The sequence below is a fragment of the Luteimonas sp. A482 genome (assembly GCF_054072655.1).
In genome coordinates this window covers 399,789-414,237 of record NZ_JBSVRO010000001.1, presented here as the reverse complement: position 1 = coordinate 414,237, position 14,449 = coordinate 399,789, and the positions used below count along the sequence as shown (strand labels likewise).

The window sequence follows — 14,449 nt, the reverse complement described above, 5'->3', positions numbered from 1 at the left end:
TTAAACGCATCGACGACGTTACGGACCCCATGCCTGCGTCGCTTGGCCCCACATGCCGGCCCGGTTTGCCGCGTGTGGCGTCCCGGCTCCGTGCAGCCGGTAGCGCGAGGGCGGCATGCCGAAGCGCGCGCGGAAGGCACGCGAGAAGCTGCAGTTGTTCTCGAAACCGCAGGCCGCACCCGCTTCGCCCACGGACAGCCGCGTGCCGCGCAGCAGCCGCGCCGCGTGCACCAGGCGCAGTCGGGTCGATGCAGCCTGGGGCCCTTCGCCGTAGAGCGTCTGGAAGGTCTTGGTGAAGTACCAGACCGAGACGCTGCCCAGCCCGGCGAGTTCGGGAATCCGTACCGGACGGTCGAGGTTGCCGGCCATGTACAGCCAGGCGCGCTGCATGCGCGCGAACACCTGCCGCCGGCGCCGCAGCGAGCGGCCCGGGCAGCGGTCGACCAGTTCGCGGAAGCCCGTCTGCTGCGAGGCCAGCAGGCGCAGCAGCGGCTCGATCCGCAGGCGCTCGACCTCGTGTTGTCCGGTCCTGTTGCGCATGAACTGCGCGCAGCGGCGCCACAGGCGCAACGCGGCGTGGCGGGCGCCCGCGGCCATCGTGCCCAGGCCCGGGAACAGCCCGCCTTCCACCGCAGCCATAGCCTGCATCCGTGGCGACAGCGCAACGCCGACAACCAGCCCATCGACCGCCGTGTGCAGCAGCGGCCGCGAGTCGCGCTCGAGCACGATCCACTGGCCGCGCGAGAGCACGAAGCGGCCTTCGCGGCAGTCGATCCCGGCGCTGCCGCGCAGCACCATCCAGGCGCTGGCCGCGGCGTCCGCGATGGCGAGGCTGCCGCCGCGGCTGGCCATCATCAATACGGGAAGATCATCGCCTGGCAACTGTCCGCCTGCGGCATGTGCGCCGCCGCGATCGCTCCAGATCGTCTGCATCTGCATGGCTGTCTCCTGTGCGGAATCCAGCCACCTGTTTGACGCGAGCGGATCCGAAACTCAGGAAACCAGCACGAAATCGTGCCGACATTGCGCCGCGGCGCATCCGAAAGTCATGCTCCGTGCCCTGCGCCCCATGACTTCCGCCACGGCTGCGGCGGGTCCGGGCGTCCCGAGCGCCGCTGCGTCCACGCCCTGCGGCAGCTCGGCCCAGCCGATGTCGATGTTCTGCGACATCGGCAGGCCCAGGTACACCCTGCCTCCTTGCGCATCCACCGCGGGCGATCCACCGACCGCGATGCCGTCGCGCGAGATGCAGCTGCCTCGCCCGGCATCGCCGACACCCGGCAGCAGCGGCCGCCAGGGCGTGGCGCAGTCGCTGTCGGGGCCGATTGAATATGCGCGACCGCCGTGCATGCCCCAGTGCCGGTAATGCTGTGGTTCGGGCAGGGTGTCGGCGATCCGGGCACTGCCGCGCAGCGATGCATCCGCGCGCCACAGGCCGGGTGTCGATGGGCGGGTGAACAGTACTGCGCCGGTGCCGGCGTCGTAGCGGGCGAGACCAACGTCGTCCTCGCCGGCCAGTTCGCGCCAGCCGTGGCGCGCGTACAACACCAGGCGTACGCGGCCCTGGCCACCGTCCACGCCCACCAGCAGCCGGCCCGGCTGGTCGGCATACGCGGCAAACACCGGACGCGCCGCCGGCACCGGCAGCAGCTGCACGCGACCGGTGGCCGCTTCCACCTCGAACAGGCGATCGCCGTCGGCGGTGCGGCCCAGCACCAGCAGGCGGCGGCCATCGTCCGACCACACCGGCGGATGCCGCGGCAGCGGCTGCAGGCCCTCGACCGCGCGCAGCGTGGCGGGCTGGTCGACATCGCCCAGCCACAGCTGCACCGACATCGAGCGATCCGACAGGAAGGCCAGCGTCTGGCCGTCGGGCGAAAGCGCCGGCAGCATGTCCACCCCGCTGGACGCGAACACCGGCTCGGGCGCCGGATCGCCATGGCCATCGATGCGCGCGCGGAACAGGCCGCTGCGCGACTGGTCGATCTCGAACACCATCGACCAGGCATCCGCGGCGATGTCCGGATGCACCGCATTGCCCATCGGCAACCGCGACAGCGGCAGCATGGCGGCGTCGGACAGGCGCAGCAGCCACAGCGCGGCGTCGCCGGCCACGTGGCTGAGCACCAGGCCGCTGCCATCGGGCAGCCAGTCCCAGCCGCGGATGTCGCCGCGCAGTTGCGTCAGCGGGCGCGGCGTGCCGCCCTCGGCCGGCATGATCCACAGGTCGGCCAGCGACACGTTGCGACGGAACACCAGCCAGCGCCCGTCGGGCGAGTAGCGCGGCAGCTGGTCGACATCGCCATCGCCGATCGCATACGCCAGTGCCCGCCATTGCCCGCTTGCGAAGTCGAGCTGCTGCAGCGGCGCACTGGCCTCGCCGGCCGCGCGCGGACCACCCATCACCAGGCCGCGGCCGTCCGGCGTCCAGTCGAACTGCGACCAGCTGCCATGCAGGCATGGCCCGGCTTCGCGCGGCGCGCCGCCGCTGGCGGCCACCAGCATGAACCGGCACGCGCCGGGCGATACGCGCACGAAGGCGATGCGCGTGCCGTCGCGCGACCACACCGGCATGGTGTCGGCCTCTCCAGACGCTGGCAGGGTGAGCGCGCGGGCCGGGGACTGCGCCACGGGCTGCAGCATGAGTGCGCTGCCGCCCTGGGCGCCGGCCTGGGCGAACGCGACAGTCGTGCCGTCCGGCGACAGCGCGGGCAGGCGCTCCTGGCCCGGGGTGGAGGTGATCGCGCGGTAGCCGAGCTCAAGCACCGGATGCACGTCCTCCGCCGGCACTGCGGCCGCAGGGTCGCCCGTGGACAGCGCCCACAGCGCCATGGCGACGCCAGACAGCAACAGCACGAAGCCGGCGACGAGCGCGGATGCAGCCAGCCTGTACCGCCGCCGCGGCGAGGCTTGCGCGGGAAGCGCTCGGTCGGAGGGCGATGGTCCGGACGGACCCGGGTCGGGCGCCAGGGTCGCGTCATGGGCTGGCAGGGTCGGCGCCTGCCCTGCCGCATCGCCGGGATCCGCGCTGACCTCACAGTCCAGCCACTGCGCAGGCGCCAGCAGGCGGTAGCCGGTCTTGGAGATGGTCTCGATGTAGCGCGGCGCGTCGCGGTCGTCGCCAAACGCCTTGCGCAACTGGGTGATGGCCTGGGTCAGCACATCGTCGGTCGGCATCGTGTCTGGCCAGACCTGTTCGAACATGGCATCGCGGGTGACGACGCCGCCCTGCCGTTCCACCAGCACCACCAGCACCTGCAGCGCCTTGTGGGTGAGCCTGCGCCCCTCGCCGCCATCGGTGCGTGTCACCACGCGCCGGATCGTGTCGACCTCGCAGTCCAGCACGCGCAACCGCAAGGCGGACGGGCGGATCATGCGTCGCCGACCGCGCCGGTCGGCGCCGGCACATCGGGACGAGTAAAAGTGGTGACCTGACGGCGCATGCGTTCGCGGCGCGGCCCGTGGGAACAGGAATTGCAGACTGTCACCGCACACGGCGCACTGCATGTGTCATTGGTGGGGCCTGCGCCTGCGCGGCAAGCAGGTTTCAGGGGCAACACTTCTCCTGCGGGTACGGATCCCGATGCAGCGGATTTGCGCTGCTAGCACGCAACGTTTGCAGCTTCCGGCCGCAACCTCTGCCGCTGGTCACGGGCACTTCCTGCAGATTCGCGCTGGCCAGCGGCGGCCTAGCCTGCAGGTGTTCCCCACCCCAAGAGGCCACGCCATGAAGACCATCGCAATCACGTTCGGCACCATCCTGGCCGTCTGCTCCGTGCTTCCCGCAGCGGCAAAAGAGGCCGGAACGCTCCCGGACTGCGTTTCACTGTCCAGCGCCCACCAAGGCACGCGCGGCGCCGAAGCCAAGCAACTGCTGCTCAAGGATGGCGACGAGCACTACCGCGTTGCTTTCAACGGCAGCTGCCAGGCGATGGCGCGAAGCTCGAAGGTGCAGGTGCAGACCAACGGGCAGGCCAACCTCCTGTGCCCCACAGGCTCCTCGGTGCATGCGGCCAACCGTAGCTGCGACGTGCACTCGGTCGATCTCATCGACGCGACCGCCTACGAGCGCCAGGCGCGGCTCAACCGCAGCCGCTGACCCCGCCCTGCCCGTGGAATCGCGGGCAGACCGGGATCCGCGTCGATCACCTCGGCGCGGGCACCAAGCCGGCGCGATACGGATACTGCGCGAAGATCTCCGCCATCGTGCTGTCGATGCGCGCGGCCCGTGCGGCCGGATCCTTGGTCCGGCCGACGCGGCCGACCGCGATGCCTTCCCACACCAGCCGGTTGCGCTCGACGTCGATCAGGTCCACGTTGAGCGTGCCCTCGGTGTAGCGATGCACGTCGGTGCGGTCGCGCCAGTAGGGCACGACGTAATAGCCGCGGGCGCGATAGCTGTAGTAGTAGGCGTAGTCGACCGTGGGCATCGAGGTCACGTCGGTGCGCTGCTGGGTGTGGGCGTTGATGTTCAGCCACAGGTCCGGCCGCTCGGTCGTGAACACGTAGCCAAGCGACTCCATCTGCGCGCGCGCCGCGTCCTTCATGCGCTCGGTTGCGGCGGAGCTGTAGCCATGCGGTTCGATCGCCAGCGGCGAATAGAAGCCGAAGGTGCGGTAGCGGCTGAAATCGGCTTCCGGATCGGCCTCGGTCGTGATGCGCGGGCCGGTGGCGCAGGCGGCAAGCAGGACCAGGGCGGCCAGCCCCAGCACGCGTGCAGCAACGCGAAAGGTACTCATGGGCAAGGCCTCCTGTTGGTCCGGCTGACGCTAGCATGCCTCCTGCTACGCCGAGTGAACAAATCGGCGCGGGCATACCCCGGCCTTCGCGGCCAACCGATGGCGTGCACATCGCCATGACCCGCGATGCGCCAGGCTTGCATCACCAGCCCGGCCACTCGACCGGGGCGACTCTCTCTCCGATAGCTGTTTGAGGCGCCGGTCCCGGCGCCTTTTTTTCGGGTCGTCTCCCATTCGGGAGGCGGGCCGTAGTGCAAGCGGCTGGATCAGGCCTGCGGCCGGGTCGTGCGCTGCACCGCCGTCAGCCGGGCCCGTATACCTCCGCGCCCTGTTCGCGGAACTCCGCCGACTTGGCCGCCATGCCGGCCTCCAGCGCCTGCGTGGCCGCCAGGCCTTCCGCGGCCGCGTAGTCGCGTACGTCCTGGGTGATCTTCATCGAGCAGAAGTGCGGGCCGCACATCGAGCAGAAGTGGGCCAGCTTGTGCGCGTCCTTGGGCAGGGTCTCGTCGTGGAACTCCTTCGCCTTCTCCGGATCCAGCCCCAGGTGGAACTGGTCCTCCCAGCGGAACTCGAAGCGTGCCTTCGACAGCGCGTTGTCGCGCAGCTGCGCGCCGGGGTGGCCCTTGGCCAGGTCGGCGGCATGGGCCGCGATCCGGTAGGCCATGATGCCGTCGCGCACGTCCTGGCGATTGGGCAGGCCCAGGTGCTCCTTGGGCGTGACGTAGCAGAGCATCGCGCAGCCGTACCAGCCGATCATGGCTGCACCGATCGCGCTGGTGATGTGGTCGTAGCCGGGCGCAATGTCGGTGGTCAGCGGCCCCAGTGTGTAGAAAGGCGCCTCGCCGCACTCGGCCAGCTGCTTGTCCATGTTCTCCTTGATCAGCTGCATCGGCACGTGGCCGGGGCCTTCGACCATGGTCTGCACGTCGTGCTTCCAGGCGATCTTCGTCAGCTCGCCCAGCGTCTCCAGCTCGCCGAACTGGGCCGCGTCGTTGGCATCGGCGATGCAGCCCGGGCGCAGGCCGTCGCCCAGCGAGAAGGCCACGTCGTAGGCCTTCATGATCTCGCAGATGTCCTCGAAGTGCTCGTAGAGGAAGCTCTCGCGATGGTGGGCCAGGCACCACTTGGCCATGATCGAGCCGCCGCGGCTGACGATGCCGGTCACGCGCTTGGCGGTCAGCGGCACGTAGCGCAGCAGCACGCCGGCGTGGATGGTGAAGTAGTCCACGCCCTGCTCGGCCTGTTCGATGAGCGTGTCGCGGAAGATCTCCCAGGTCAGCTCCTCGGCGCGGCCGTCGACCTTCTCCAGCGCCTGGTAGATCGGCACCGTGCCGATGGGGACGGGCGAGTTGCGGATGATCCACTCGCGGGTCTCGTGGATGTGCTTGCCGGTGGACAGGTCCATCACGTTGTCCGCGCCCCAGCGGATCGCCCAGACCAGCTTTTCCACTTCTTCGGCAATGCCGGAGGACACGGCCGAGTTGCCGATGTTGGCGTTGATCTTGGTCAGGAAGTTGCGGCCGATGATCATCGGCTCGCTTTCGGGATGGTTGATGTTGCAGGGCAGGATCGCGCGGCCACGGGCGATCTCATCGCGTACGAACTCCGGGGTGACGGTGGCCGGGATGCTGGCGCCGAACGACTGCCCCGCGTGCTGGGCAAGCAGGCCCGCGTCGCGCACCGCTTCGAGGCGCTGGTTCTCGCGGATCGCCACGAACTCCATCTCCGCGGTGACGATGCCGCGGCGGGCGTAGTGCATCTGGGTGACGTTGGCGCCGGGCCTGGCGCGCCTGGGCAGCACGCGGTTGGGAAAGCGCACCGCGTCCAGCTTCGCGCCTTCCCCGCGGGCACGTCCGAAGTCCGAACTCGGCGCCGGCAGCAGCGACGTATCCCCACGTGCCTCGATCCAGCGCGCGCGCAGCGGTGACAACCCGGCGGACAGGTCGATGCGGGCCTCCGGATCGGTGTACGGGCCGGAGGTGTCGTAGACCGTGATCGGCGGATTGTCCTCGCCACCGAACAGGCTCGGCGTGCGCGTCTGCGCGATCTCGCGCATGGGAACGCGCACGTCCGGGTTCGCACCGTGGACGAAGACCTTGCGCGACCCCGGGATCGGCCGGGTGACGGATGCGGAGAGGTCTCCGGCCTGCTGGACCAGCGAAGCGGCTTCGGGAATGGCGTTCATCGGCGTCGTCCTTGGGCGGCCGCGAGGAATTCGCGGCACGGAACGAAGCGAAGACGCGGACGCCCCGCATGGGACGTCGCCGCGAAGCTTCCCTACGCCGGTATCAACCGGATCAGGTTCGAAGGGACTGTCTCAATCCACTGGGCGCCAGGCGCCCGCGGATACCCCCGCTTCGTGGCCATTAGACCGCGGGCGCCGCGCGGGCGCCAGCCGTGGCGATCGCCGAACCTCAGAACGCCAGGGTCGCGCCGGCCATCGATCCGCGGAAGCGCTGGTCGATCCCGATGGAGCCGTCGGCACCTTGCTGGCGCAGGTTGAGCTTGCGCCAGTCGTAGCCGGCGTACAGGCCGAAGTTGTCGGTGAAGCGATATTCGACCAGCGCATTGGCGCGGCTCAGGTCGCCCTCTTAGTCGTCGAAATCGCCCCAGTCTGCGCCCAGGTACTGGCCCTGGAGGACGAAGCGCCAGCGCTGGTCCTGGGTATTGAAGCCGAGGCGTACGCCGACCACGGGCGCGGTGCCGCTCTCGGACTCGCGCGCGGTGTAGCGTTCGCCGTCGCTGTCGGCACGCAGTTCCGCGGCCAGGCGTGCGCGCTGCACGCAGATCTGCAGGCCGATGCTGGTGGTCGGGCTTTTCGACCACCGCGAAATCGTAGACCGCGCCGCCCATGTCGAACTCGGTATCGAGGGACGCGGTGGTCCCGGCCGCAATCGTGGTGTCACCCAGGTCGATGTCCTCGCCCAGGGCGTAGCCGCGATCCTCGGCGTAGCGGAAATAGTTGAACAGCAGCCGATGGCGGCTGCCGAAACGAATGTGTCCTCCACACGCGGCACTGTCTTCTCGCCCAGCTTGATGGTTCCCGATGCAATCAAACTGCGCCTTGACGCGCTGCATCATCGTCCGGTATTCATGGCGGCCATGTCGCACGTCCACACCATCGTCACGCCCCGCAACGCTGCGCCCTGCGCGCAGGCGGTTGCGATTGCGACGGTCATTACCACCACCGGCACCATTCGGGCCGGGGTGCGGACGCGCGTGCAGGATTGATCGACCACGCCGCTCCGCACCCGATCCGGGTGCGGGCCGCACGGCCTCCACCTCGACCGGACGCGGAGCCCAACCGGAGCTTCCAGAGCATGTCGTCCGCATCACAAATCCTCGGTGACGCCGTCGCCTCCGCCGCCTCGTCCGTGCTTTCGGCGCTGCAGCCCGCGTCCACCACGCGCGTCCACAAGTTCGGCGGCAGCAGCGTGGCCGATTCCGCGCGCATCACGGGGCTGGCACCGCTGGTCGACGACGGCGCGGATGTACGCGTGGTCGTGGTCTCGGCGATGGCGGGCACCACCAATGCGCTGGTGGCGATGGCCACGCAGGCCGCCTCCGGGCAGGACTGGAGCGGCGACTGGTCGTCGCTGCGCGAGCGCCACCTGTCCACCGCCGACGAACTCGATCCCGACGGCCGCCATGGGCTGCGCGATGCGGTCGCGCGCGACTTCGACGGCCTGCGCGACGACCTGCTTGCCCTCGCCTCGACGACCGGCGACACCGCGCCGGTCATCGCGCAGGTGCACGGGCTTGGCGAACTGGTGTCCTCGCGCCTGGTGCAGACGGCGCTCGGCGGCGAATCCGGCGGCTGGCAGCGCTTGGACGCGCGCGAAGTGCTGGTCGTGCATCCGGGCGACATGGGCGTGGGCGTGGACTGGGAGGCCTCGCGCGAACGCTTCGCCGACTGGCGCGCGCGCAACCTGCCGCAGCGCGTGGTCGTCACCGGCTTCATCGCCTGCAACGCAGCCGGCCAGTGCACCACCCTCGGCCGCAACGGCAGCGACTATTCCGCCGCGATCTTCGCCAACCTGTTCGACGCCAGCGAACTGCTGATCTGGACCGACGTGGACGGCGTGCTGTCGGCCGATCCGCGCTTGGTCCCCGACGCGATCGTGCTGCCGACGATGTCCTACGCCGAGGCCTGCGAACTGGCCTACTTCGGCGCCAAGGTGCTGCATCCGCAGACCATGGCGCCGGTGCAGTCGCGCAGCATCCCGCTGTGCATCCGCAACACGCTCAACCCCGGCGCGCCGGGCACCTGGATCCTTGCCGAGAATCCGGCAGGCGACGCAGCGCTGTCGCCGGTCAAGGGCCTGACCATCGTCCGCGACATGGCGGTGCTGGAGCTGGCCGGCAACGGCATGGTCGGCGTGCCCGGCACCGCGGAAAAACTCTTCGCCGCGCTGCATCGCGCCGGCGTGTCGGTGGTGATGATCTCGCAGGGATCGTCCGAGCATTCGATCTGCTGCGTGGTCCGCGACAGCCAGGTCGAGCGCGCCCGCGCCGCGGTCGAGGCGGCATTCGCCGATGCCATCGCCGACACCCAGACGCAGACGGTGCACCTGACCCGCAGCATCGCGATCCTGGCCGCGGTCGGCGACGGCATGGTCGGCATCCCCGGCGTGGCCGCGCGCCTGTTCTCGGCGCTGGCGCAAGCTCGCGTCAACATCCGCGCGATCGCGCAGGGCGCCAGCGAGCGCAACATCTCGGTGGCGATCGCCGATGCCGATGCCACGCGCGCGCTGCGCGCCACGCATTCGGCGTTCTGGCTGTCGCCGCAAACGGTGTCGGTGGGCCTGATCGGTCCCGGCCAGGTCGGGCGTGCGCTGCTGTCGCAGATGTCGGCGGTGCTGCCGCGGCTGCGCGCCACCTCGCAGGTCGACCTGCGCCTACGCGGCATCGCCAACAGCGGCTACATGGCGCTCGACCACTTCGCCATCCATCCCGACGAGGCAACGACGCGCCTGACCGGGATGACCACGCAGGCCTTCGATGCCTGCGCCTTCGCCGCGCACATCCGCGCCGAGCACATCCCGCATGCGCTGATCGTGGACTGCAGCGGCAGCGATGCGATCGCGCAGCACTATCCCGAATGGCTCGCCGCCGGCATCCACATCGTCACTCCCAGCAAGCACGCCGGCAGCGGCGACTGGGAGCGCTATGTGGCGATTGGCGAGGCGCGGCGCGGCGGCAGCCGCTTCATGTACGAGGCGACGGTCGGCGCCGGCCTGCCCGTGATCAGCACCCTGCGCAACCTGCTCGACACCGGCGACATCGTGCTGGCAATCGACGGCATGCTCTCGGGCACGCTGGCGTGGCTGTTCAACAGCTTCGACGGCAGCCGTCCGTTCTCGGCGTTGGTGCGCGAGGCGCGCGAGCTTGGCTACACCGAACCCGATCCGCGCGACGACCTCTCAGGCCTGGACGTGGCGCGCAAGCTGGTGATCCTGGCGCGCGAGTCCGGACGCGAGCTGTCGCTGGACGACGTGCAGATCGAAAGCCTGGTGCCTGAAGCCCTGCGCGGCGTGCCGCGCGACGAGTTCCTCGCCAGGCTCGAGGAACTCGATGCGCCGATGCAGCAGCGGCTCGAAGCGGCGCAGGCGCAGGGCGAGTCGCTGCGACACATTGCGCACCTGTCCAGCGAAGGCGGCGCGCGCGTCGGCGTGGTCGCCCTGCCCGCCTCGCACGCCTGCTGCCACACGCGGCTGACCGACAACCTGGTGCAGTTCACCACCGAGCGCTACGCCAGCAACCCGCTGGTCGTGCAGGGGCCGGGCGCGGGACCGCAGGTGACGGCGGCCGGCGTGTTCGGCGACGTGCTGGCGATCGCGCACTCCCTCAACAGCGGCGTCGGCGTGCAGGCATGAGTGCATCCGTTCGTGCGTTCGCACCGGCCAGCGTCGGCAACATCGGCGTCGGCTTTGACCTGCTCGGCCATGCCATCGACGGCCCGCGCGACATGGCCACGGTGCGCCGCATCGACGAGCCGGTGGTGCGCATCGAGGCCATCGAAGGCGACATCGCGGGCATCGAGAAGCTGCCGCTGGAGGCCGCGCACAATACCGCCGGTGGCGCACTGATCGCGCTGCGTGAAGCGCTGGCGCTGCCGTTCGGCTTCGCCCTGTCGCTGCACAAGGGCATCCCGCTCGGCTCCGGGCTTGGCGGCTCGGCGGCATCGTGCGTGGCAGCCCTGGTCGCCGCGAACGCGCTGCTCGACGCGCCACTGCCGCGCGAGGCGCTGTACGGATTTGCGCTGGAAGGCGAGGCGATCTCCAGCGGCAGCCGCCACGGCGACAACGTCGCGCCGATGCTGCTGGGCGGCGTGGCGCTGGCCACCGCGAGCCGCGCGCTGCGGCTGGAGGTGCCGGCCTGGCTGCATGCGGTCGTGGTCCATCCCGACCAGGTGCTGGAGACGCGCCGCTCGCGCGCGGCGCTGGCCGAACCGTATCCGCTGCACGCGCTGGTCGAGCAGACCGCCCACTTGGCCCAATTTCTGCTGGGTCTGCAGCGCGGCGACGCCGGGCTGATCCGCGACGGCCTGCACGATGTGCTGGTAGAGCCGAGGCGCGCGCCGCTGATCCCGGGGTTCGACGCGGTCAAGTCCGCCGCGCTCCGGCACGGCGCACTGGGTGCCAGCATTTCCGGCGGCGGTCCCAGCGTGTTCGCCTGGTTCGATTCGCAGGCGGCCGCCGCCAACGCGGCGCCGGCCATGCGCCAGGGCTTTGTCGACGCGGGATTCGATGCGCGCGCCTACGTCACGCCGGTCGATGCGCCGCGTGCCGAGATCATCGCCAGCTAGCCGCACACACCGTCATCCCGGCAAAACACCGTCATCCCCGCGAAACACCGCCATCCCGACAAAACATCGTCATCCCGGCGAAGCCACACCCTTTCACCGCCACCGCTTCCCCGAGAGTCCCATGCAGTTCATCAGCACCCGCGGGCAGGTTGCGCCCACCTCCATCGATGCCGCCCTGGTCGCCGGCCTTGCGCCCGACGGCGGCCTGTACGTGCCTGAATCCATTCCGTCGGTGGATTTTTCCGCGCCCTTGCCGACCCTGCCGGCAACGGCCTTGCGCACCCTGGCACCGTTCTTCGCCGACTCGGCGCTGCGCGGGCGGCTCGAGGCGATCTGCAGCGACGCGTTCTCGTTCGATGCGCCGCTGCGGCCGCTGACCGGTCCCGGCGACCACGTGCTGGAGCTGTTCCATGGGCCCACGGCCGCCTTCAAGGACTACGCCGCGCGTTTCCTGGCGCGCGCGCTCGAGGGCCTGCGCGCGCCCGATGCACCGCCCACGACGATCCTGGTCGCGACCTCGGGCGACACCGGCGCCGCGGTGGCGGCGGCGTTCCATCGGCGGCCGGGTTTCCGGGTCGTAATCCTGTACCCCGACGGCAAGGTGTCGCCCCGACAGGCGCACGGGCTGGGCTGCTGGGGCGACAACGTCGCCGCCTACCGCGTCGACGGCAGCTTCGACGACTGCCAGCGGCTGGCCAAGCAGGCGCTGTCGGACGAGGCGCTGCGCGCGCGCGTTGCGCTGGGTTCGGCCAACAGCATCAGCCTCGGCCGGCTGCTGCCGCAGGCGGCGTACTACGCGCACGCCGCGTCGCACTTCCGCGCCGGGCACGGACAGCCGCTGAACTTCATCGTCCCGACCGGGAACCTCGGCAATGCGAGCGCGGCCTTCCTCGCGCGGTCGATGGGCGCGCCGGTCGGCGAGATCCGCCTGGCCTGCAATGCCAACGACACCCTGCCGCGCTATTTCGCCGGCGCCGCCTATGCCGCGCAGCCCACCCGCGCCACGCTCGCCAACGCCATGGACGTCGGCGCGCCGAGCAACTTCGAGCGGCTGCGCCACTGGCACGCAAGCGACGACGCGTTGCGCGCGGCCTTCGTCGCGGCGCCGGTGGATGACGCGACGATCCGCGCGGTGGTCCGCGAGGCGCCGGCGCGCCACGGCATCGTCGCCTGTCCGCATACCGCCACCGCGCTCAGGCTGCTGCAGGACCTGCGCGCGTCGGGCGACACGCGTCCCTGGGCGGTCGTGGCGACCGCGCATCCGGCCAAGTTCGAGAGCATCGTCGAGCCGCTGGTGGGACACGTGGTCGAACCGCCGCCCGCGCTGGCCGAGTGCCTGGCGAAGCCGGCGCACGCGGAGGCGATGCCCGCGGATTACGGGGCGCTGAGGGCGCTACTGGAAGGCTGAGACACGGGCTGGAAGCCTTCGGGAAGGCCGTCGCGGCGGTGGTCCCCACCCCGGCCCTCCCCCGCAGGCGGGGAGGGAGCAAGGCGGGAGGCGCAGTCGCCAGGTTGATGTGCGCGCTCAGCGCGCCGCCATGAACGCCTCGATCTCGTCCGCACTGCGTGCGAGGCCTCCGGTCAGCACCTCGTGGCCATCCTTGGTGATCGCCACATCGTCCTCCGTGCGGATGCCGATGCCCCGCCACTTCGCTGCCACGCTGGTGTCGTCGGCGGGGATGTAGAGGCCCGGTTCGATGGTGAACACCATGCCCGGTTCGAGCAGGCGCGACTGCCCGTCGATGCGGTAATCGCCCACGTCATGCACGTCCAGGCCCAGCCAGTGCCCGGTCTTGTGCCGGTAGTAGCGCCGGTAGTTGCCGTCGGCGACGTTCTTCTCGAGCTTGCCCTTGAGCAGGCCGAGGCGCAGCAGCCCTTCGGTCAGCGTTTCCACGGCGGCGTTGTGGCCGGCCTCGTAGGGAACGCCTGGCCGCGCCTGCGCCAGCGCCGCGGCGTAGGCGGCGTCGACCAGGTCGTGCAGCGCCCGCTGCGCGGCGCTGAAGCGGCCATTGACCGGGAAGGTGCGGGTGATGTCGGCGGCATAGCCGCGGTACTCGGCACCCGCGTCGATCAGCACCAGTTCGCCATCCTGCGCCTGCGCGCAATTGGCGTGGTAATGCAGCACGCAGGCGTTCAGGCCCGCGCCGACGATGCTGCCATAGGCAGGCTGCGCACCGGCACGACGGAACTCGCGCTCGAGTTCGGCCTGCAGTTCGTACTCGTGGATGCCGGGCGCGGCGGCGCGCATCGCCGCTTCGTGTGCGCGCACGCTGATCTTCGCCGCGCGGCGCATCAGCTTGAGCTCGTCGCGTGACTTGAACAGGCGCATCTCGTCGAGCAGGTGGCCCAGCTCGAGGAACTCGTGCGGCGGCTGCGCGCCCAGGCGCACCTGCGCGCGCACGCGGTTGAGCCAGCCGATCAGTTTGAGGTCGAACTCGGTGTCGCGGCCGAAGTGGTAGTAGACGCGGGTGCGGCCCTCGAGCAGCCCGGGCAGGATCTCGTCGAGGTCGTCGATCGGATAGGAATCATCCATGCCGTAGGCCTCGACCGCGCCCTCGGGCCCGGCGCGCGGGCCGTCCCAGCCTTCACGCTCCGGGTCGCGCTCGCGGCAGAACAGGAGCGTCTCGCCGTGGCGGCGCCCCGGCACCATCACCAGCACCGCCTCGGGTTCGGGGAAGCCGGCCAGGTACCACAGGTCCGAATCCTGCCGATAGGGATACAGGGTGTCGCGGCTGCGGATGCGCTCGGGCGCGGCCGGCAGCACCAGGATGGCGTCATCGCCAGCCATCCGCATCAGCTGCCGGCGGCGCCGGGCATAGCCCTGGGCGGAGATTCCGCTGACCGGGCGCATCACGGCGCCGCCCCGATCGTGTCCCGCCGTGTCCGGGGCAGGCACCGCATC

At 70.5% G+C, this 14,449-nt stretch carries 11 protein-coding genes and 1 riboswitch; of the genes, 5 read left to right on the top strand and 6 right to left on the bottom strand.

Annotation, left to right across the window (positions count from 1 at the left end):
• Positions 1–18 precede the first annotated feature (18 nt).
• Together ACW5DW_RS01830 and ACW5DW_RS01825 are read right to left on the bottom strand one after the other, a co-directional pair.
• Positions 19–939 carry a helix-turn-helix transcriptional regulator gene (locus ACW5DW_RS01830; protein ID WP_457016984.1) on the bottom strand — a complete coding sequence of 307 codons (921 nt, stop codon included), beginning with the start codon at positions 937–939 and terminating at the stop codon, positions 19–21.
• A 54-nt stretch (positions 940–993) separates the two neighbouring features.
• Positions 994–3,375, bottom strand: a complete 2,382-nt coding sequence (locus ACW5DW_RS01825) for a winged helix-turn-helix domain-containing protein (protein ID WP_457016982.1) — start codon at positions 3,373–3,375, stop codon at positions 994–996.
• Positions 3,376–3,727: 352 nt separating this feature from the next.
• Between ACW5DW_RS01825 and ACW5DW_RS01820 the strand changes: the two genes are divergently transcribed.
• Positions 3,728–4,099 (top strand): hypothetical protein, encoded by a 372-nt coding sequence (locus ACW5DW_RS01820; RefSeq protein WP_457016980.1) that lies wholly within the window; start codon positions 3,728–3,730, stop codon positions 4,097–4,099.
• 46 nt (positions 4,100–4,145) lie between these two features.
• Here ACW5DW_RS01820 and ACW5DW_RS01815 read toward each other — a convergent pair whose 3' ends face one another.
• The 3 genes from ACW5DW_RS01815 to ACW5DW_RS01805 form a co-directional block, all read right to left on the bottom strand.
• Positions 4,146–4,739: a DUF4136 domain-containing protein gene (locus ACW5DW_RS01815; RefSeq protein ID WP_457016978.1), complete on the bottom strand. Its 594-nt coding sequence runs from the start codon at positions 4,737–4,739 to the stop codon at positions 4,146–4,148.
• Positions 4,740–5,040: 301 nt separating this feature from the next.
• Positions 5,041–6,924, bottom strand: a complete 1,884-nt coding sequence (thiC, locus tag ACW5DW_RS01810; protein ID WP_457016976.1) for a phosphomethylpyrimidine synthase ThiC — start codon at positions 6,922–6,924, stop codon at positions 5,041–5,043.
• Positions 6,925–6,995: 71 nt separating this feature from the next.
• Positions 6,996–7,103, bottom strand: a riboswitch (TPP riboswitch).
• Between the two features lie 227 nt (positions 7,104–7,330).
• Positions 7,331–7,522, bottom strand: a complete 192-nt coding sequence (locus ACW5DW_RS01805; protein ID WP_457016974.1) for a hypothetical protein — start codon at positions 7,520–7,522, stop codon at positions 7,331–7,333.
• Positions 7,523–7,538: 16 nt separating this feature from the next.
• On the opposite strand from ACW5DW_RS01805, the gene ACW5DW_RS01800 reads away from it, so the two are divergent.
• The 4 genes from ACW5DW_RS01800 to thrC all read left to right on the top strand — a co-directional run bounded on the left by ACW5DW_RS01800 (position 7,539) and on the right by thrC (position 12,955).
• A complete protein-coding gene (locus tag ACW5DW_RS01800) occupies positions 7,539–7,970 on the top strand; it encodes a hypothetical protein (RefSeq protein ID WP_457016972.1) in 432 nt (143 codons plus the stop codon).
• An 89-nt stretch (positions 7,971–8,059) separates the two neighbouring features.
• Positions 8,060–10,615, top strand: coding sequence for a bifunctional aspartate kinase/homoserine dehydrogenase I (gene thrA / locus ACW5DW_RS01795; RefSeq protein WP_457016970.1), 2,556 nt, complete (start codon positions 8,060–8,062; stop codon positions 10,613–10,615).
• Entirely contained in the window at positions 10,612–11,547 is a 936-nt protein-coding gene (locus tag ACW5DW_RS01790; protein WP_457016969.1) for a homoserine kinase, read from the top strand. Before thrA ends, ACW5DW_RS01790 begins: the two co-directional genes overlap by 4 nt.
• A 121-nt stretch (positions 11,548–11,668) precedes the next feature.
• Positions 11,669–12,955 carry a threonine synthase gene (gene thrC, locus ACW5DW_RS01785; protein WP_457016968.1) on the top strand — a complete coding sequence of 429 codons (1,287 nt, stop codon included), beginning with the start codon at positions 11,669–11,671 and terminating at the stop codon, positions 12,953–12,955.
• Between the two features lie 117 nt (positions 12,956–13,072).
• On the opposite strand, the gene ACW5DW_RS01780 is transcribed toward thrC, so the two are convergent.
• Positions 13,073–14,398, bottom strand: coding sequence for an aminopeptidase P N-terminal domain-containing protein (locus tag ACW5DW_RS01780; protein ID WP_457016967.1), 1,326 nt, complete (start codon positions 14,396–14,398; stop codon positions 13,073–13,075).
• Positions 14,399–14,449 lie beyond the last annotated feature (51 nt).